The organism is Streptomyces sp. NBC_00341 (genome assembly GCF_041435055.1).
In the GTDB taxonomy this organism is placed as follows: domain Bacteria; phylum Actinomycetota; class Actinomycetes; order Streptomycetales; family Streptomycetaceae; genus Streptomyces.
On record NZ_CP108002.1, the window covers coordinates 473,748 to 493,879 of the forward strand.

The window sequence follows — 20,132 nt, forward strand, 5'->3', positions numbered from 1 at the left end:
TCCGGGTCTCCGCGGCGGGGCGGAACCCGGGGGCACGCGGCGGCAGGGCAGGCCGCGGCCGGGCGGTACCGGGGCTGGTTCAGCCGCCGAGGGCGGCGGTGATCTCCGCCGCGCCGGCGCGTACCAGCGTCACGAGGGTGTCGGCGGCCCGGTCCACGCGGTGGGACGGGCCGATGACGGTGAGGGAGGCGGGGACGCCGTCGCCCTGGAAGACGGGGGCGGAGACCGCGGTGACGGCCTCGTCGTACTCGCCGTGGCTGATGCAGTACCCGTCGGCACGGACCTGCGCGTAGCAGGTGAGCAGGGCGTCCAGCTCTGTGATGGTGCGGTCGTTGAAGCGCGTCAGTCCGGCGGCGCCGAACATCTGCCGGATCTCGCGCTCGGGGTGGTAGGCGAAGAGGGTGTGTCCGGACGCTCCGGCGTGACCGGGCATGACGGCGCCGATGATCGCCGTGTAGCGGACGGGTCCGGTGCCGTCGACGGCGGCTTCACAGCGGTAGCTGCCCCCGTGCGGGACGTTGAGGACGATGCTCTCGCCGGTCTCGCGCAGCAGCCGGGCGAGTATCGGCCGGGAGATCGAGGACAGCACTCCGCTGTGCTCGCTGACCCTCGCCAGCCGGGACAGCGCCGGTCCCGGCCGGTAGCGGCGGCTGTTGTCGTCGCAGAGCAGGAAGCCCCGCGCGCTCAGGGTGGTGAGCAGCCGCTGGACGACGGCCTTGTCCCAGCCGTGGTGGCGGGCCAGTTCGCTCACGCCCCATTCGGGCCGCTGCTCGGTGAAGGTCAGCAGGACGAGCAGAGCCCGGTCGACTGTCTGCAGCACTCCGGGGGCCTGCTGTCCGTCGCGGGCCGGGGTGGTGGTGTCCGTGCCGCGCTCAGCCATGGGCCGGGCCTCCTTCGTCCGCTTCGTCCATCTGTCGGTGCGGAAATCGCAACGCCGTTGCGATTTCTGGCGAAAGAATGGTGCCGCGCCCAGCGGGTGTCAAGGGTTTGCCGGAAATTCGCCGCGCGGCGGGAACCGCCTGTTCAGCGGCGGTTACGGCGGCCCGCGCGCCGGTACCCGCCGGGCGGGCCGCACCCGCCCGGCCGTTCACTCGATTGGCCTAACCGGATCGCGGGGCCCACAGCGGCATCGCGCGGGGCCCCGCCCCATCCGTCGGGGGTGGGGCGCCCCGCCCCCGGCGGCCGGGAAGTTGCAGCGTCCATCCGGGTGAGGCGCGATGGAATCCGGACGCGCCTCACCTGCTGGACCCACCCACAGGACGCGCCCGAGCTAGGAGGAATCGGTCATGGGAGCCGCTGACGGTTTCACGGATTCCGGAGAGCTCGACGGCCTGACGGTGTACGACACCGCGGGCGAGAAGATCGGCAACGTGGGGCGGGTGTATGTCGACGACAGCACCGGCCGACCGGACTGGATCACGGTGAAGACCGGCCTGTTCGGTATGAAGGAGAGTTTCGTGCCTCTCGCCGGAGCCCGTCGCGTGGGCTCCGACCTGCACATCTCCCATCCGAAGGACCGCGTCAAGGAAGCCCCCCGGGTGGACGCGGACGCTCATCTCTCCGTCTCCGAGGAGGAGGAGCTCTACCGGCACTACGGCCTGACGAGGAACACCGGCGGCAAGCTCGGTGACCGTTCCGGGGCTGCCGGCACGGCCGGTGCGCCGACCACGTCCGGGACCGGAACCATGGGCGCTGCCGGAGCCGGCGCGGCCGCCGGGGCAGGAGCCGGGGCCGGGGCCATGGGTGCGGCACGCGGCACCGACAGCGCGAAGGCCTCCGGCACGGCGGGCACCGGCAAGCACCGGGACGCCGACACCTCCGGTACCGCCCGTCCGCTGGTCGGAGCAGGTGCGGGCGCGGAGCGGTCCGCCTCCGCCGACCTGGGTGGCAAGGAGGAGCTCATCCGCTCCGAGGAGCAACTGCGCGTCAGCACAGAGGAGTACGAGAGCGGCAAGGCCCGTCTGCACAAGTACGTCGTCACCGAGAACGTCACCAGGACCGTGCCCGTGACGCACGAGGAGGTTCGCGTGGTGCGCGAGCCGCTCCAGCCCGGCGACAAGGCGGCCCGCTCGGACATCAACGAACAGGATGTGGAGGTCACCCTGCACGCCGAACGCGCCACGATGCGGAAGGAGACCGTGCCGGTCGAACGGGTGCGGATGGAAACGAAGAAGGTGACCGAGCAGAAGGAAGTCTCCGCGGAACTGCGCAAGGAGCAGATCGACTACGCGGACGGCATGGCCAAGGACGGCAAGGACATGGGCGGCAAGGACGCCGGCGGCGAGTTCGGTCAGGGACGGCGCCGCTGACCCCGCGCACCGCGCCGGACCGGCAGAACCGGACAGGAGCGAGGGGCGGACCCGCATCACGGGGGTCCGCCCTCTCGCGTAGCCGGTGGAACCGGGCCGGGCGGCCCGGTTCCACCGGCTACGTGGTCAGGGCCGCTGGAGTGCGACCACGGCGTTGTGTCCGCCGAACCCGAAGGAGTGACTGACGGCACGCCGGACGGGCAGCTCCCGCGGCTGCTTGGTCACGCAGTCGATGTCGAACCCGGGCGCGGGCGCGTCCAGGTTGGCGACCGGCGGGACGATTCCGCGCTGGAGCGTGAGGATCGTGAGCCCCGCCTCGATCGCTCCGGCCGCCCCCATGCAGTGGCCGAGCACGCCCTTGGGGGCGGTGACGGGCGGCCGGTGCGGGAAGACCCGGCCGATCAGGGCGGCTTCGGCCGCGTCGTTGCGCGGGGTGGCCGTGCCGTGGGCGTTGATGTGCTCGACGTCCCCGGCCCGCCAGCCCGCGTCGCGCAGCGCGGCCTCGACGGCCGCCTGGGCGATCCGGCCGTCGGGGTGCGGGCTGGTGGGGTGGTGGGCGTCGGTGGTGGCGCCGGTGCCCGCGAGCAGCGCGCGTGGCTGCGCACCCCGGGCCTCGGCGTCGGCCTCGCGCTCCAGCACCATGACGGCGGCGCCCTCCCCCATGACGAGCCCGGCCCGGTCGGCCGCGAAGGGCCGGCTGAGCCGGGACAGGTCCCCGTCGGCGAGGGCGGCCGCCCCGGATCTGGCGAACCCGGTCATGGCGATCGGGAACAGCGTCGATTCGGTGGCTCCCGCGATCGCCAGATCGCACTGCCCGGTGACCAGCAGGTCCCGGGCCACCGACAGTGCGGTGACCCCGGACGAGCAGGCCGTGCAGGGCGCCAGGCTGGGGCCCGTGGCGCTCATCTCGATCGCGATCTCCGCCGCGGGCATGTTCGGGATGGTGAGCAGGATCCCGACCGGCGAGGTCGCCTCCGCCCCGCGCCGTTCCAGCACCAGGGCCTGATCGGTGAGACCGGCGGAACCTCCGCTGCTCGTGCCGACGACGACCGCGACCCGGCTGCCGTCCCAGCCACCCGGGTCGAGTCCCGCGTCCAGGACCGCCTCCCGCGCGGCCAGTACGGCGAATTTGGTGTACCTGCCCATGCGGAAGGCGGTACGCCGGCCGATCGCGGCGTCCAGGTCGATCCCGTCGACCGTGCAGGCGAAGTCGATGGCGCACCCTGCGAGTGCGGGGACGGTGCGGGCCGGGCTGACCCCGGCACACACCCCCTCCCAGGTGGACTCGGTGTCGTTGCCGACCGGGGTGATCATTCCCAGACCGGTGACAGCGATGGACGGCATCTTCATCGGACGGTGCTCACCGGAGCCTCGCCACCGGCCTTCGCGCGCAGGAACTCCGTGAGTCCGGCGAGGGTGGTGTCCCGGTGCAGTGTGCCCGGGTCCAGTTGGACGCCGACGGCCTCCCTCATGACGACGGCGAACTCGGCGACTGCCAGGGAGTCCATGTCCAGGCTGTCCATCGTGGATTCCGGGAGAATCTCGGCCACAGGCACCCTGAAGGTACGGCTGAGTACCTCGGTGATCGTGGGGTGAATCGCGCTCATGGTCTTCCTCTCCATCATGCCCGTCCGGCGGGGGTCACGGGGTGGTGCCTCTCACCACCCCGACGCCGAAGTAACTGAGCAGCGTCCGGCCGGTTACGCCTTGCGGCGAACCGATTCGCCACCGAGCGTTCCCGTCCCCTGACACCAGCGCGACAGCACGGCCGCGGTACCCCAGAAGGCCAGGAGTACGAGACCCACGCCGAGCCCCTGTACCGATTCGGCCGCCCGGCGCACGCCCTGCGGTGCCGCCCGCTCCGGCGCGGCCCTCACCGCCCGCTCCGGCGCACTCACCGCCCGCGCCCGCTCCCGGCGGGTACCGGGCGCTCCGCGGTGTGCCAGGACGCACCCGGGTCGTCGTACGCCTCGGCATAGCGGGCTCCGGCGATGGGCCAGTCCGCGAGCACTTCCTCCGGCAGCGCGAAGGAGTCGGCGAGCTCCGGCAGGTGGGCCGCGACGGCGGCGACGAGTAGCTCGGTGGTCTCCGTGAGGTCTTCCACCTGGCCGGCCGTGAGGTGCCCGGCGACGAGCAGGTCCCCGCTGTGCTGCTGGATCCAGCGCAGCGCGAACAGCCGGGCCAGATCGGTCAGCCGATCGCGGGCGGGCCCCTCCGGCAGGCCCTCGACCGCTTCCGCGTACGCGTCGGCCGCCTGCCGGCAGGCGTGCGCCTCGACCCCCCGCAGCGCGGGCCCGGACCCCGCGTTCCACCGCTGCAGCGGGCCGCCGTGCGGGGCCCGCGCCATCCGTGCGCGGGAGCGGGCGAACTGGATCCGCTCCACGTGGGCCAGGAGGCGGCCGAGGAACCGCAGATCGTCGAGGTCGCCGGTCTGCGGGCCCGCGTCCCGTGCGCCCCACGCGTCCGGTGCGTCGAGCATCGCGGAGATGACCATCTCGGAGGCGGCCTTGGCGTGGATGGCCATGTTGTCGCCCTCTGCGGTGATGGCACCCTCCACCCCGGTGACGAGTTCGCTCATCCCGTTGTTCTCCAGCAGGCCCTGGGCACCGCACCGTTCGCGGCATTCGACGATCACCGAGCGGGCCTGCCAGGTGATCCAGCCCTTCGCGACATCGACCAGCCGGCCGGCCGCCTCACGCTCCGGCTCGGGGCCGTGAGCCGCCGCCTCCCAGCGGTCGAGGGCCCGCCGGTGCAGCAGGCTCATCGCGAAGACGGTGGCCATGGCCCCGGCGAGCGGACCGTGATGGCTGCGGTGGGCGATCACCGGCAGCGGCGGCAGCGCACGGCCCCCGGAGACGTACCGGTGTCCTGAGTAGCGGACCGCGACGGCCAGAGTGGCTCGGGCGGAGCCGATCGCGCTCGCGCTCATACAGATGCGGCCCGTGGTGACGCGGGCGATGGAGGCGAGGAACCGGCGTCTGCGCCCCGCGGTGCCGCTGCGGAACACCCCGTCGTCATCGATCCGCCCCTGCTTGCCACCGAGCAGCGCCTCGCGCCCCACGAAGACCTGGTCGAAGGAGGTCAGGCAGTGGTCCACCGGGCTGCCCATCCGGGCCGGCAGCCTGCGGATCCGCACCCCTGGCAGGGCCTGCGACGCGTCGGTGAGCGGCACCAGCAGCAGGAAGACCCCGTGGTCGGTGTCCCCGATGAGCAGCCGGGCGGCGACGAGTCCCGACTTGGGGCCGCCCGCCGGGCTGGTGTTGGGCATGAACTTCTGCGCGCCCAGGTGCGGGGTGTGCAGCACGAATCCGTCCCGGGCACGGTCGTAGGTGGCCGTCGTCTCGACCGCGGCGGCGTCGTTGCCGTGCGCCACCTCCGTACAGAGGAAGGTTCCGATGCGCCGCATCGCGAGAAAGTCCGACAGATCGCGGGACCGGTCGGTGTCGTGGTCCAGGAGGCTGCCGAGGAAGAGGTTGTAGTGGATTCCCGCGACGGTGGCGAGCGAGGTGTCCACCGGGGCGAGCCATTCGTGCAGGGCGGCCAGGGCGCGCGGGTCGGCCGCCAGCCTGGCGCCGCTGTCGAGTGTGTTGTTGAGCGTGCGCAGCCGCGCGTGGGCGAGGGTGAGCCGTTCGTCGGGGGTGGGGCCGGGCGGCGGGAAGGCGGGCCTGCGGAACGGCTCTGTGGCGATGAGCCGCTGCCAGAATCCGTGCTCCCGGCGGGCGTCGGGGCCCAGGAGCACCGAGCTGAGCCGGTCCGCGGCCCGCTCCGGTCCGGCCGCGGGCATCACGGGGCTGTCGATCGTTGTGGTCATACGACAGGAACGATCAGGAATCAGCCAGGACACCCGAATTCCGGCATTCGCAGCCGTTTCCTTCCTGTTCAGCGGGGTGAGGGCGCGCGTTGGAAGGCGAGGACGACATTGTGGCCGCCGAATCCGAAGGAGTGGCTGAGGGCCCGCTCGACGTGCTGCCTGCGGGGTTTCCTGGTCACGCAGTCGAGGCCGGAGTCCGGCGGCGGGGCGTCGAGGTTGGCGATCGGCGGGACCAGGCCGTGTTCCAGGGTCAGTACGGTGGCCACCGCCTCGATCGCACCGCCCGCCGCGAGCGTGTGCCCGATGACGCCCTTGGGCGCGGTCACCGAGGGCCGGTGCGGAAAGAGCCGGGCGATCAACGCGCTCTCCATGGCGTCGTTGAGCGGGGTGGAGGTGCCGTGTGCGTTGATGTGGTCCACCTCGCCGGCGGCCCAGCCCGCCCGGTCCAGCGCCGCCTCGACCGCCCGCTCCGCACCCCGGCCGTCCGGGTCGGGCGCGGTGGGATGGTGGGCGTCCGTGGCCGCTCCCGCACCGGCCAGCACGGCCCGCGCCCGCCCGCCGCGGGCCCGGACGTCGCCGGCCCGTTCCAGTACGAGTACGGCGGCGCCCTCGCCGAGGACGAACCCGTCGCGGTCGGCGGCGAACGGCCTGGACGCGGCCGCCGGGTCGCCGGTGCGCGCCGAGAGCGCCCCCATGCCCGCGAACGCGCTCACCACCAGCGGGGTCACCACGGACTCCGCGCCGCCCGCCACCACCACATCGCAACTGCCGCTCGTCAGCAGGTCGCCGGCGAGGGCGATCGCGGTGGCGCCCGACGCGCAGGCGGTGGCCGGGGCCAGGCTCGGCCCGTGGGCGCCCAGGTCGATGGCGATCTCCCCGGCGGCTGCGTTCGGCATCATCATCGGCACGAGGAGCGGGGAGACCGCGGGCGGCCCGTCGGCGTCCAGCCTGCGGACGTTGTCGACGAGTACGGAGACACCGCCGACGCCGACGCCCAGCACGACGCCCACCCGGCCGCCGTCCCAGCGGTCAGGGCGCAGCCCGGCGTCCGCCACGGCACGGCGGGCGGCGACCAGGGCCATCTTCACGAACCGCGCCATCCGGAAGACGGCGCGTCCGCCCACCGCCTCGTCCAGGTCCGGTCCGTCGGCCCGGCAGGCGAAGTCGACCGGCAGACCGGCCAGTTCCTCGCAGTGCCGGGCCGATCCGGCACCGGCGCACAGCCCCGCCCAGAAGGTGTCCTCGTCGGCGCCCACCGGGGTCACCAGCCCCAGGCCCGTCACCACAGTCGCTGTCCCGTCCCGCAGCATGCCGCGGCTCTCCCCTCGTCGTTCACGCCCCAGCAGGCCGAACGGCCGAGCCCCCGTCGAGGATGCGGCCACTGGGCCGAACGGGGTCAGGAGGCGTCCGCGCCCCCGTCGTCGCCGTACCTGCGCTCGAACTTGGCGACCTGGCCCTCCGAGTCGACCACCCGGGCCTTTCCGGTGAAGAACGGGTGGCTCTCCGCGGAGATCTCGACGTCGATGACGGGGTAGGTGTTGCCGTCGTCCCAGCCGATGGTCTGCTCGCTCGACGCGGTGGACCGGGTCAGGAAGGCGTAGCCCGCCGCACGGTCACGGAAGACGACGGGGCGGTAGTCGGGGTGCTTGTCCTGCTGCATGGTCTGCTCCTGGGGACGTACGGGTACCGGCTCTGGACACTCCGGCCAGCCTCGCGAACCAGGGCGTCCCGCGCGATCGGACACGGCCGTACGGGGCATCGGCGGGTGGCGCCGCCCGGCCCGGCTACGCTCCGAGCGCGTCGGCCACCAGGGCCAGGAACCGGGCGTGGGCGTGGGCGCTGCACACCGGCTCCGGGTTCCAGGGCACCACCCGGGCGGTGCGTTCGATGGAGGCCCACGCCTCGTTCGTCCTGAGCTCGCCGAGGGGGGTGGCGTTGACCCTGATGTCGGCGAGCACGACGGCGGGGCGCAGCGCCCCGGCCTCCGCCCAGTCGACCGTGGACCAGTTCGCCCCGGGCCCGTCGGCCGGTTCCACCAGGTCGATGCCGAGTTCGGCCAGCACCCGCAGTTCGGGCCACATGCGGGGGCGGGCCAGGTGGGCCTGCTGCTGCCCGGCCGGGGAGAGGGCGAGGACCCGGGTCCGGTCCGGTCCGGCGGCGAACGCGCGCAGCCGGTCCCGGGCGGCGTCCAGCTCCCGGGCGGCAGAGGCGGGCTCCGCCGCGCCCAGCGACCGGGCGAGGCGGGCGAACCGGTCGCCGGTCTCCGCGAGGGTGCGCGCCTGGCCCACGTCGATGACGACGACCGGGACGTGCTCCTCCAGGTGTTTGGCCGTCTCGGGGGCGAGGCCGTAGACCTGGCCGCCGCCGTAGCTGACGGCCACCACGAGGTCGGGTTCGCAGGCCAGCAGCGTCTCCACGTCCAGAGCGGGGCCCGCGCCGACGTAGGCGACCTCGGCCGGCGGCAGCGATCCGGTCTTCGCGGTGTCGGGCACGGCCGGGTCGTCGTGGCCGGAGCCGAATATCCCGACCGGCCGTATCCCGTGGTCCCACAACGTCGCTCCGGCCTGGACGTAGGCGAGCACCCGCGTCGGGCGCCGCTCGGCGGACGACAACTGTCCTCGGTCGTCGGAGAACTGCCATAAGGTCTGCTCGCTCACGTCACACGCCTCTCGCCACCGGTCACTTCGCCCCGTTACGGGGTCGCACACCAGTACCTGCCCAGGGATGCGGGGCGGCACCCCCGCCGCCGTGCCGTTTACAGGCCGGCTTCCGTTCCGCGCACCAGGTAGCTGACGGGACCGGGGTCCGGCACCCGGATCCCGGTGAAACCGAGCCGATCGTAGAAGGCTCTGGCCGGGGTGTTGGCGGTGAGCATGGACAGGTGCACCCCGGTGACCCCCTTGGCGCGCAGGGCCGCGAGGAACGTACGCATCAGCTCTCTCCCGTACCCCTTGCGCTGCCAGTCGGGGAGCAGGTCGATGTGCAAGTGGGCCGGGTGGCGGGCCAGTTCGGGCAGGATCATGCGCTCCGGGTTGTGCAGGAGGGCGATCATCTCGTCGGCGGGACCGCGCGGTTCGCCCTGCGGCCTTGGGTAGCGGTCGTCGACCAGGGGCAGCCAGCGCTCGCGGAACTCCGTCACGAACCGCGGGGTGTCCGCGGTGCCGAGGATGTATCCGACCGCCCGGCCCGTACCGTCGTCGAGGACGAAGGCCAGATCGGGTTCGAGGTACGCGTACGGGGCGGCGAAGATCGACGGCATCAGCTCCGGGTCCGGGTACAGGTGGCTGGAGTCGCCGCCGTTGTCGGCCGTCCGGACGCAGATGTCCGCAAGGGCCGCACGGTCGTCCGGGCGGTAGGGGCGGGGGCCGGTTCGCGAGGTCATCCCCTCATCCTGCCCGCCCTTGGGAGCGCTCCCAACAGGTTTCGGCAAAGGTAGGTCTCCGTCCGGCGCGGCCGACCGGGACTGTCAGCCGTTGACCGCCGTCAGCAGCACCACGGCGTCCTCCAGCGCGAGCAGCCCGTGCCGCTCCTGCGGGATGGGCAGCAGCCGTCCGGGCGCCAGTTCCACGTCGCCGGACGCGGCCGTGAGCCTGACCCTGCCGCGCAGCACCTGGAGGGAGGCGGCGGGCGGGGCGTTGTGCTCGTCGAGCGCGGAGCCCGATGTCAGGGCGATGACGGTCTGCCGCAGCGGCTCCTCGTGCAGCAGGAGGTGCGCGCTGCGGCCGTGCGCGGAGGTGCGGGCCGCGGCCAGGTGCTCGGCGGCGAGGGCGTTCAGATCATTCGCGGCATCCATATGCCCTACTGTGCCGCAGCCCTCGTCCCCCCGCGATCCTGCCCATGGGCCTCGCCGGGTCCATGGGCAGGTGCGTCCCGGGTCCGGGGTCAGGCCCGCAGCCAGACCGCGGTGTCCTGCGGGAGCCTGCCCGCCCCGTCGAGCGGGCCGCTGGCCAGCAGCACCGCGGTGTGCTCCGGCAGCTCGGCCGCCTCCGCGGCCAGGTTGACCACGCACAGGAGTCCCTCGGTGCGGCTGAGGGCGAGCACCCCCGGCGCCGCGTCCAGCCAGGTCAGCTCACGCGCGCCCGGCTCCCCCGTCGTGGCGAACCCCGGCTCCTCGCGGCGCAGCCGCAGCGCCTCGCGGTACAGGGTGAGCATCGAGTCCGGGTCATCGCTCTGCAGGTCCGCGGCGTACGAGGCCCAGTCGGCCGGCTGCGGGAGCCAGGGTTCGGCGTCGGCGCCGAACCCCGCGTACGGGCCCTGCGCCGACCAGGGCAGCGGCACCCGGCAGCCGTCGCGGCCGGGGTCGGCGCCGCCCTTGCGGAAGTGCATCGGGTCCTGGATGCGGTCCAGCGGGATGTCCACCTCCGGCAGGCCGAGTTCCTCACCCTGGTAGAGATAGGCGGCGCCGGGCAGGGCCAGCGAGAGGAGGGCGGCGGCGCGGGCACGGCGGGTGCCCAGGGCCAGGTCCGTCGGGGTGCCGAAGGTCTTCGCGTCGAAGCCGAAGCCGGTCTCGGCGCGACCGTAGCGGGTGACGGTGCGGGTGACGTCGTGGTTGCACAGGACCCAGGTGGCGGGTGCCCCGACCGTGGCGTGCTCGGAGAGTGTGTCGTCGATGGCGGTCCGCAGCAGTCCGGCGTCCCAGGGACAGGCCAGGAAGTTGAAGTTGAAGGCGGTGTGCAGTTCGTCGGGGCGCAGGTAGCGGGCGAACCTTTCGGCGTCCGGCAGCCAGACCTCGCCCACGAAGACGCCGCCGTACTCGTCGCCGATGGCGCGCCAGGCCCGGTAGATGTCGTGCAGTTCGTCGCGGTCGACGAAGGGGTGCGGGTCGCCCTCGGCGAAGTCGGGCAGCGCGGGGTCCTTGGCGAGCAGGGCCGCGGAGTCGATCCGTACGCCGGAGACGCCGCGTTCGAACCAGAAGCGCAGCACCTCCTCGTGCTCCTGGCGGACCGCCGGGTGCGCCCAGTTGAGGTCGGGCTGCTGGGTGGCGAAGAGGTGGAGGTACCACTCGCCGTCGTCCAGCCGGGTCCAGGGGGTGCCGCCGAATTCGGAGACCCAGTCGTTGGGCGGTGTCGCCCCGTCCGGGCCGCGTCCCTTGCGGAAGTGGAAGAGGTCGCGCTCGGGGCTGCCGGAGCCGGCTTCGAGGGCGGCCCGGAACCAGGCGTGCTGGTCGGAGACGTGGTTGGGCACGATGTCGATGATGGTGCGGATGCCGAGTTCGCGGGCCTCCGCGATCAGCTTCTCCGCCTCCGCCAGGGTGCCGAACGCGGGGTCGATGGTGCGGTAGTCGGCCACGTCGTAGCCGCCGTCGGCCAGCGGCGAGAGGTACCAGGGGGTGAACCAGAGTGCGTCCACGCCGAGTTCGACGAGGTAGGGCAGTCTGGCCCGTACTCCCGCGAGGTCGCCGGTGCCGTCACCGTCGCCATCGGCGAAGCTGCGTACATAGATCTGGTAGATGGCTGCGTCGCGCCACCAGTTAGCGGTGGGCTCGGACGGACGGTTGGCTGCCACGTGGCGTTCCTTTCGGGCAGGTGGTACTCCGCCGCCGGCCCGTGAGCGGGGCAGGACGGTCGGGCCGGCGGCGGAGTGCTGAGGGGAAGGCGGCTGTGCGGGGTCCCGGCGCGGGGCGGTGTGGCGAGGGTCAGCCCTTGAGGCCGCCCGCGGTCAGACCGCCCATGATGTTGCGCTGGAAGATCAGGAAGATGAGCAGTGTGGGGATGGAGGCGATGGTGAGCGCGGCGATCAGGATGTTCTCCGGTACGCCGCTGGCCAGCGAGTAGATGCCCACGTTGAGGGTCTGCTTGCTCGGGTCGGGCAGGGTGAGCATCGGCCAGAGGAAGTCCTTCCACACGCCGACGATGGCGAAGATGGAGACGACTCCGAGGATCGGCCGGGAGATCGGCAGGATGATCGAGCGCAGGGTGCGCAGCGGCGTGGCGCCGTCGATGGACGCGGCGTCGAGCAGCTCACGCGGGATCGAGTCGAAGAAACGCTTCAGCAGGAAGATGTTGAACGCGTTGGTGACCGACGGCAGCCAGATCGCCCAGGGGGTGTTGACCAGGTTCCGCTGGAAGATCGGGACGTCCAGGATGGTCAGGTACTGGGGGACGACCAGCACGGTGGCCGGGATCATCAGGGTGACCAGCATCATGCCGAGGATCACCTTGCCGAACACCGGGCGCAGCTTGGACAGCGAGTACGCCGCCGCGACGTCGAAGATCAGCTGGAAGGCGAGCGCGCCGAAGGCGTAGTACAGGGTGTTGAACAGCAGCTTGGACAGGTCCATCACGGTCCAGGCGTGGCTGTAGTTCTCGGTGTGGACGGAGCTGGGGAAGGCCGTGGGCGGGCTCTGCACGACTTCCTGAGTGGTCTTGAGACCACCGGTGACCATCCAGTACAGCGGCCCGAGGAAGGCCACGGTGAAGACGATGACCACTACGGCGAAGGTGATCCAGTAGAACGTCTTGCCGCGGCGTCTGCCGAGCTGGGCCGGTGAGATCAGGGTCCGCTGGCGTCCGAGGTCGGCCGCGCGTCCGGCCCTGCGGCGGACCGCTCTGCGGCTCTCGCTCCCGCGCCGGGAGACTAGCGTGTTCGATGCCATGGTCGTGCTCCCGTCCTAGTCTTCGCTGCTGCGGCTCAGTCGTACGTACACCGCGGAGAATCCCGCGAGCACGACGAGCAGGACGAGGCCGAGTGCCGCCGCGCTGCCGTAGTTGTTGAAGTTGAAGGCGTACTGGTAGATGAGGTAGACGACGGTGGTGGTGGAGCCCTCCGGGCCGGCTCCGTTGGTGAGCAGGAACGGCTCGGTGAAGACCTGCATCGTCGCGATGATCTGCATGAGCAGGAGCAGCGAGAGGATGAGCCGGGTCTGCGGGATGGTGACGTGCCAGACCTTGCGGAACAGGCCCGCGCCGTCGAGCTCCGCCGCCTCGTACAGCTCTCCGGGGATGCCCTGGAGCGCGGCCAGGTAGATCAGTGTCGCGCCGCCCATGTTCATCCAGGTCGCCGCGATGACGACGGAGAGCATGGAGGTGTCGGTGTCCTGGAGCCACTGCTGTGCGGGCAGGTGGAAGATCTCCAGGATGCGGTTGAAGAGGCCGTACCCGGGGTCGTAGAAGTACTTGAAGAGCAGTACGGAGGCGACCGGCGGCAGCATGACGGGGAGGTAGACGAGGAGCCGGAGGTAGCCCTGTGCGTGCCGGAACTCGTTGAGTACGACGGCGACGACGAACGGGACGACGAAGCCGAGCAGCAGCGCGAGCACGGTGTACTGCAGGGTGTTGCGCCATGCCTGCCAGAAGGCCGGGTCGTTGAAGACGTACGTCAGATTGGACCAGCCGGCCCAGGTGGTTTTGCCGTTCTCGGACTTCTGGAAGGCCAGGATGAACTCCCGGACCATCGGATACCAGGAGAAGAACGAGAAGCAGAGCACCGCTCCGATGAGGAAGCCGTGGGCTGAGATGTTGCGGCGCACGGCGCGCAGGAACTCCTCGCGGGCGGAGGTCCGGCGTGCGGGGCCTGGAAGTCCTGGCCCAGGCCTGGCGGCCTTGTGGGAGGACAGGGTAGGGGCCGACATGGTGTCTCCTAGGTGCCGGTGAACTGAAGCGCAGTAGGACGGGTCCGGAATGCGGGACCGGGTCCGCGTGACCCGGCCCCGCGCGTCCGTTACTGGTTCGCCAGGACCTGGTTGACCTGCTGCTCAGCGGTGGAGAGCAGCTTGTCGATGTCGGCGTCCTTGTTGGTCAGGACGCCGGACATGGCGTTGTCGAGGATCTTGTAGACCTCCTGCGCCTTCGGCGGCTCGGCCTTGCCCGGGACGGGGTTGTCCATGAAGGCCTTGAAGTTCTCGACGGGCATCGTCGCGTCCTTGGCGCGTGCGGCGTCGTCCTTGGTCTTCGAGTCGTTGAGGAAGAAGTTCGGCTGCGGCAGTCCGACGGGAAGCTTGTCGGCCTTGGTGCGGGCCCAGTCGAACTGTCCCTTGCCCGGGGTGAGGTTCTTGAAGTTCAGCCAGGCGATGCCGGCCTTGATCTGGTCGGGCGAGCTGCCCTTCTTGATCATGTAGTTGTTGCCGCCGAAGAGAGTGCCCTTGCCGCCCGGGATCGGGCCGAGGCCGAAGGTCTCGTACTCCGCGCCGAGCTGCTGGACCATGTAGGCGATGTCGTCGGGGGCGGCCAGGAACATGCCCAGCTTGTCGCTGGCTATCTGCTTCTGGAGGTCGCCCCACTTCAGCAGCTGGGTCTTGCCCATGCTGTCGTCCTCCCAGCGCATGTCGTGCAGCTGCTGGAGGACCTGCTTGCCGGTGGCGTTGTTGAAGGCCGCCTTCTTGCCCGAGGCGTCCACGACGTCGCCGCCGAGACCGAACTGGGTGGCCGCGAAGTGCCAGCCGCCGTTGTTGCCGGCGCTGTACTCCCCGTAGCCCGAGATGCCCTTGCCCAGCCCCGCGATCTCCTTCGCGGCCTTGCGGACGTCCTCCCACGTGGACGGCGGGTTGTTCGGGTCCAGACCGGCCTGCTTGAACAGCTTCCGGTTGATCATCAGGCCCATGGTGTAGTTGCTGGTCGGCAGGGCGTAGAGCTTGCCGTCCTTGCGGGCCACGTCGACGACCTGGGTCTGGATGTCCTTGAGCGCGGGCACCGACTTGTCGGTGACGTAGGCGGAGATGTCCTCCGCGCCGTCGTTGTCCAGGACCTGCTGGAGGTCGCTGAAGTACGCGTAGAAGACGTCGGGCTGCGACTTGCCCTTCAGCATCGCCGTGAAGCGGGGCGGCTCGTTGCACTGGCCGGGAGTGGACTTCCCGTTGATCGTGACGTTCGGGTACTGCTTGTTGAACGTCTTGATGTCCTCGTTCCACTCACGCAGCTCCGCGGCCTTGGCCGCCGGCGGCATACAGTCGATCGAGATCGTCACCTTCGTCTTCGGGTCGAGCGGCGCCGACGGGTCGGACGATCCCTTGGATCCACTGCCGTTGTCACCGTTGTCGCTGCTGCTGCTCGTGCCGCAGGAGGCGAGAGCGGTCAGGGCGAGTGCGGTGACAAGGGCAGCCGCTGAGGCACGGCTTGTACGGCGTGTGCGGCTGAACCCAGCACTTCTCATCGATGGTCCCCTTCGGGCATGAGCATGGAAGGCCCTCGGCCGGCTCTCTGCCGGGGCGAGGTTCACTCAACCAGCGCCGACATGTGAACGCAATATCTCGCGCAGTTTTCGTAAAAGTTTGACAGTCCGTTGCGCACCTCTGTGAGGTACGACAGAGGCGTGCCATCCGGCTCCACGCAGCCGGGACAGCACGCCAAGGGCGGTTCCGCACGGTTCGTGACCGGTAGGCGGATCCGCTTCCGCAAACTTCGCACGGGTGGGCGCAAGGAATTTGCGCGCCACGGAACGCCGTCCGGCAAGCCGGACGGCGTTCCTGTGTGCGAGGGGGTTACGGGTTGATGTTGATCTTCATGGTGGAGGTCGTGTTCTTCACGTCCTGCGCGTTGCCGCTGAGCTTCAGGCCGTTGAAGGTGACCTCACCGACGGCGGGCCCCTGGCCGGCCTCCGGCATCTCGTTGGCCCACAGTCCGAAGCCGGACTTGGCGTCGAAGGCGTCCCCGCTCTTGCGGGCGCCGGTGATCGAGATGTCGGTCAGTACGGTGTCCTTGATCGGGAACTGCGGCTGTCCTCCCACGTAGTTGGTCTGGAACATGATGCCGCTGTACGTCGGGTCGACGATGTCGACGTGGTTGATCCGGATGCCCTGGAACACCTTGGAGGCGGAGAACAGCCAGATACCGGGGAAGGTCTGCGTCCCCCAGAAATGGCCTCCGGAGCGGATGACGGAGACGTTCTCGATGGTCGTCGGCTCGGTGCCGAACCCGTTCATCGGGTAGCCGAAGTCCAGCGAGCTCACCGTGACGCCCGAGTAGACCAGGGTGTCCGCGATCAGGATGTTGCGGAAGGTGTTGTCGTAGCCGCCGTAGACGGCGACACCCGCCGCACGCCAGGTCAGGATCGAGGTGAGGTTCTCGTACACGTTGTTCTTCATGTCCGAGCCACCGGAGTCGATGGCCGAGAACAGCGCGAAGCTGTCGTCGCCCGTGGCGCGGGACTCGTTGTTGACGACGTGGTTGTCCGTCGAGCCGTTGGTCATGTTGATGCCGTCGGCGAAGGTGTCACGGATGCGGGAGTTCTTGATGGTGATGCTGTCCGTGTTCGCGCCCCAGTAGAGGCACACCGTGTGCTCGTTCCAGACGTTGTCGATCGTGATGTCCGAGACGTTGGAGAAGTCGAACACCTTGCCGGGTCCGTCGATGCGCGAGGTGTAGTTCCCGAAGTACGCGAAGTTCGCGAACGAGGAGCCCTTCGCGCTGGCCTCGGCACGGAATCCGTTGTCGGTGTTCTCCTGGCCCGAAGGCGCGAAGAACCTGGTGTACCAGGGACCGGCGCCGACGACCTTCACGGCCTTGCCGTAGACCTGGAACTTGCTCGCGGTCTGGTAGTCACCGGCCGGCAGGTAGACGCCGACCAGCTTGCCCGTGGTGTCCATCCGGACCTTGTCCAGGGCGTTCTGGACGTCCTGGTGGGTGAATCCGGCGGGCACGGCGTAGGCGGCCGGGTCCGGGTTGGCGATCTGCGTGGCCTGCTCCAGGCTGACGAAGTCGATCGCGTAGGTCGAGGTGTTCGCCGCGTCCTTCTGGAGCCGGATCTTGCTGCCCGCCGGGACGGTCTTGCCCAGCATCACGTTCGCCTCGTCGTAGATGTGCCGCGGCGAACCCGAGCCCGGGGAGTTACCGGGTCCGGTCTCGGCGCCGTACAGCCACGCGTACTTCGAGGTGAGGTCGATCGCCTTGAGGAAGGTGCCGTCCACGTACAGGTTCAGCTTGGAGTCGATGCCTCCGCCGCCCGCGGAGTCGGGGATGGAGAACCGGGTCACCAGGGTGTTGGTGCTCGCCCTGGTGGTGAACTCCACGTAGTTGCCGGTGCTGTCGAGGCTGACGGCCTTGCGGCCGGACGCCTCGCCCGCGATGTCACCGACGGTCCGGTTCGGACCGACGACCTTGGCACCGCCCCCGGTGACACCGTCCTCCGCCTCGTACATGTCGTACGGCATGTTGGCGCCGCGGCCGACGAAGAACGAGCTGCTGGCGGTGTTGTTCTCGCGCTTCACCGGGAGTTCGTTGGTGTCGTCCGCGATCACCGTCCGCACGGTGTACGAGCCGTTCACCGCGGTCCAGCTGCCCAGGCTCACCGGCGCGCTGGTCGCGCCCGCCGCGATGGCCCCGTTATAGGTGCCGGTGAGGGTCTTCACCGTGGCGCCCTTGGCGTCGAGCAGGGTGAGCGTGACGGCGTGGCCGCCCGCGGCGGACGCCACGGAGCCCTGGTTCTTGATGGCGACCGAGAAGGTGACGTTCTGGCCGTTGGACGGGGCCGACGGGGAGGTGCTGACCCCGGTGGAGACCAGGTCCGAGCTGGCGACCGGCTTGACGACCAGAGCGGTCGTGCTCGTGTAGGCGTTGTCGGTCTCGTTCTGCTCGATGACCTCGTTCGCCGGGTCCGCGACGGCACTGACCTCGTAGCTGCCGGCGTCACGCGGTCCGATCTCCGCACTGACCTGGGTGGAGGCACCCGCGGCCAGCGCGCCCACGGATCCGGTGGCGACCTTGCTGCCGCCGAGCCGGAATTCGACCTTGCTCGCCGGCGCCGCGACGGAGCCGCTGTTGCGCACCGTCGCCGTCAGCGTCACCGGGTCCGACTCGACGGGTGCGGCGGGAGCCGCGGTCACCGAGCTGACCTGGAGGTTCGGGTTGGGTGCCGGGGCGCCCAGCACCTGGAACTCCGCGACCTGACCGGCACCGGAGCCGGTGTTGGAGTTGAACTTCAGCTGGACGTCGGCGACCCGGCCGCTGACCGGAATGGTCACCGCGTTGCCGCTGCCGGGACTGAACGCGTAGTCCTTGGCCGCGACCAGGCTGGTGAAGGAGGAGGCGCTCTGCTCCCGGCCCAGGACCTGGATGTTCTGGGTCCTCGCCCCCCAGCTGCTGTCCGGGTTCAGCTTCACGACGACGCTGTCGGTCTCGGCGTTGGCGCCCAGCTTCACCGTCAGCGTGTTCGGGTAGCTGCCCCCGGCGCCCTCCCAGTAGGTGCTCAGGCTGTTGTCGTTGGCGTTCTCCGCGACGAACGTGTGGACCACGGACGAGGCGGTGATGGGCTTCCCGACCGCCAGGTTGGACGCCGCGCCCGTGCTGCCGTTGCGGGTGACGGTGTTGCTGTCGCCCGACACGTTGCCCGCCGCGTCCTTGGCCCGGACGGTGTAGGAGACCGTGGTGGCGGCGGACTGGGTGTCGGTGTAGGTGGTGACATCGCCGGCCACGCTCTTGCGCAGCACGTTGTTGGCGTAGATGTCGTACCCGGTGACGCCCTTGTTGTCGGTGGACGCCTGCCAGACCAGCTTGACCTGTCCGGCGGTCGCCTCGGTGAAGCTCAGGCCGGCCGGTGCGGTCGGCGCCTGGGTGTCGCCGGCGCTGCCGGTCCGGGTGACGGTGTTGCTGTTGCCCGAGACGTTGCCCGCCGCGTCCTTGGCCCGGACGTAGTACGACACGGTCGAGCCGCTCGGACGGGTGTCGGTGAACGTGGTGACGTTGCCGGCCACGCTGGTCAGCAGCGTGTTGTCGGCGTAGATGTCGTAGCCGGTGACGGCGGTGTCGTCCGTCGCCGCCTTCCAGGTCAGCTTGATCTGCCCGGTGGCCGGCTCGGTGTAGGCCAGCTGCGACGGCGCGGTGGGCGCCTGGGTGTCCCCCGATGTGGGCCCGTAGATCTCCAGCTCGGAGACCTGGGCGCCGGGCTGGACGGAGTTGGCGCTGACCAGGACGCGTACGTAGCGGGTGGTCGTGGCGTCGAAGCCGATCGTCGCCGTCTCGCCGGCCGTGGGGCTGAAGGTGTACGCCTTGGACTGCGTCAGGTCGGTGAAGTCCGAGCCGTTGGTGCTGCCCTGGATCTTCAGGGTCTGGGTGCGCGACTCCCAGCCGTCGGGCAGGCGCAGCACCACGCGGTCGACCCGGACCGAGGAGCCGAGGTCGGCCTGGATCCACTGCGGAAGGTCGCCGTTGCGGCTCTCCCAGTAGCTGGCCGCGTTGCCGTCGTTGGCCTGGTTGGCGGTGTAGGTCTGGGTGTAGCTGCTGGCCGTGAGCGTGCGGCCGGCGGCCAGGTTCACCGACGACTCGGCCGCCGCGCGGACCTCCAGCTCGGAGAGCTGGCCGTTCTTCGCGACGGTGTTGTCGGTGATGTTCGCCCGTACGAACCGGGCCCGGGTGGCCGGGAAGCTGATGGTCACCTTGTTGGAGCTGCCCGGCGCGAAGGTGTAGGCGGCCGAGGTCTTCAGTGTGGCGAAGCTGGTGCCGTCGGCGCTGCCCTGGAGTGACAGGGTCTGCCGGCGGGTCTTCCAGTCGGCGGGAAGCTTCAGGGTGACCTGGTCGATGCGCGTGACCTTGCCCAGATCGCTCTGTACCCACTGGGGCAGGGCGCTGCTCGACCCCTCCCAGTACGTCGACTGCTCGCCGTCGGCGATGTTCCCGGCGGCTCTCCCGCTGCCGGCGCTGCTCGCGGCCGTCTTCTGGTCGGCGGCGATGTTCGGGCCGCCGGCGGCGGAGGCACTGATCGCCGGCCAGCCGACCATCAGCAGGCTGGTGGTGACAGTGGCGGAAAGGACCCGCCATCTCCAGCGTTGCGTTCTCATATGTCCCCGATCTTCGGCCTCGGCGCAGGGCGCGTCCAAGGCGCGGCTCTTTCTGCGTACCTGCTGGGGGCATGGTTTCCTGCGCCCACAGGATGGACTTTTGCGTATTGCGGTCAGAGAGTTGCAGAGAAATGACGGGGAGTCCACCGTCGTGACAGAAACCGCGACGTAAGCGGATTGCCTCGCACCGGCTCAACTGCCCTGACAAATAAGGCAATAGATGGCTCATCGGCAATCCGCGAGTCCGCACGGAAGGCCCTGCAAACGGGCTGCAATTTACGCAACAGATTTGCGTAAAAGCGAAAGG

General features: G+C 70.5%; 15 protein-coding genes. 1 reads left to right on the forward strand and 14 read right to left on the reverse strand.

Annotated elements, in window-relative coordinates; all coding sequences use genetic code 11:
- Positions 1-79: 79 nt before the first annotated feature.
- Positions 80-880: an IclR family transcriptional regulator gene (locus OG892_RS02205; protein WP_328868094.1), complete on the reverse strand. Its 801-nt coding sequence runs from the start codon at positions 878-880 to the stop codon at positions 80-82.
- A 406-nt stretch (positions 881-1,286) separates the two neighbouring features.
- Between OG892_RS02205 and OG892_RS02210 the strand changes: the two genes are divergently transcribed.
- A complete protein-coding gene (locus OG892_RS02210; RefSeq protein WP_371628315.1) occupies positions 1,287-2,309 on the forward strand; it encodes a PRC and DUF2382 domain-containing protein in 1,023 nt (340 codons plus the stop codon).
- Between the two features lie 126 nt (positions 2,310-2,435).
- Here OG892_RS02210 and OG892_RS02215 read toward each other — a convergent pair whose 3' ends face one another.
- From OG892_RS02215 to OG892_RS02275, 13 genes are all read right to left on the reverse strand, one after another.
- A complete protein-coding gene (locus tag OG892_RS02215; protein ID WP_328868093.1) occupies positions 2,436-3,659 on the reverse strand; it encodes a beta-ketoacyl-[acyl-carrier-protein] synthase family protein in 1,224 nt (407 codons plus the stop codon).
- Complete coding sequence (locus tag OG892_RS02220) at positions 3,656-3,916, reverse strand: acyl carrier protein (RefSeq protein ID WP_073738004.1); 261 nt, start codon at positions 3,914-3,916, stop codon at positions 3,656-3,658. Before OG892_RS02220 ends, OG892_RS02215 begins: the two co-directional genes overlap by 4 nt.
- A 287-nt stretch (positions 3,917-4,203) precedes the next feature.
- A complete protein-coding gene (locus OG892_RS02225) occupies positions 4,204-6,120 on the reverse strand; it encodes an acyl-CoA dehydrogenase (RefSeq protein ID WP_371628316.1) in 1,917 nt (638 codons plus the stop codon).
- A gap of 68 nt (positions 6,121-6,188) precedes the next feature.
- Entirely contained in the window at positions 6,189-7,430 is a 1,242-nt protein-coding gene (locus tag OG892_RS02230) for a beta-ketoacyl-[acyl-carrier-protein] synthase family protein (protein WP_328868091.1), read from the reverse strand.
- 86 nt (positions 7,431-7,516) lie between these two features.
- Positions 7,517-7,780, reverse strand: a complete 264-nt coding sequence (locus OG892_RS02235) for a type B 50S ribosomal protein L31 (RefSeq protein WP_073738008.1) — start codon at positions 7,778-7,780, stop codon at positions 7,517-7,519.
- A 124-nt stretch (positions 7,781-7,904) separates the two neighbouring features.
- On the reverse strand, positions 7,905-8,777 hold the full coding sequence (locus OG892_RS02240; protein ID WP_371628317.1) for an ABC transporter substrate-binding protein: 873 nt from the start codon (positions 8,775-8,777) through the stop codon (positions 7,905-7,907).
- Between the two features lie 98 nt (positions 8,778-8,875).
- On the reverse strand, positions 8,876-9,502 hold the full coding sequence (locus tag OG892_RS02245) for a GNAT family N-acetyltransferase (protein WP_371628318.1): 627 nt from the start codon (positions 9,500-9,502) through the stop codon (positions 8,876-8,878).
- 84 nt (positions 9,503-9,586) lie between these two features.
- The gene (locus OG892_RS02250) at positions 9,587-9,913 is read right to left on the reverse strand and encodes a cupin (protein WP_073738016.1); all 327 of its coding nucleotides are present in this window, start codon (positions 9,911-9,913) and stop codon (positions 9,587-9,589) included.
- A gap of 89 nt (positions 9,914-10,002) precedes the next feature.
- Positions 10,003-11,625 carry a glycoside hydrolase family 13 protein gene (locus OG892_RS02255; RefSeq protein WP_328868088.1) on the reverse strand — a complete coding sequence of 541 codons (1,623 nt, stop codon included), beginning with the start codon at positions 11,623-11,625 and terminating at the stop codon, positions 10,003-10,005.
- A 130-nt stretch (positions 11,626-11,755) separates the two neighbouring features.
- Positions 11,756-12,715, reverse strand: coding sequence for a carbohydrate ABC transporter permease (locus OG892_RS02260; RefSeq protein ID WP_371628319.1), 960 nt, complete (start codon positions 12,713-12,715; stop codon positions 11,756-11,758).
- Positions 12,716-12,730: 15 nt separating this feature from the next.
- Positions 12,731-13,690, reverse strand: coding sequence for a carbohydrate ABC transporter permease (locus OG892_RS02265; RefSeq protein WP_073738018.1), 960 nt, complete (start codon positions 13,688-13,690; stop codon positions 12,731-12,733).
- Positions 13,691-13,779: 89 nt separating this feature from the next.
- Positions 13,780-15,207 carry an extracellular solute-binding protein gene (locus tag OG892_RS02270; RefSeq protein WP_073738019.1) on the reverse strand — a complete coding sequence of 476 codons (1,428 nt, stop codon included), beginning with the start codon at positions 15,205-15,207 and terminating at the stop codon, positions 13,780-13,782.
- Positions 15,208-15,535: 328 nt separating this feature from the next.
- Positions 15,536-19,825 (reverse strand): discoidin domain-containing protein, encoded by a 4,290-nt coding sequence (locus OG892_RS02275; protein ID WP_073738020.1) that lies wholly within the window; start codon positions 19,823-19,825, stop codon positions 15,536-15,538.
- Positions 19,826-20,132 lie beyond the last annotated feature (307 nt).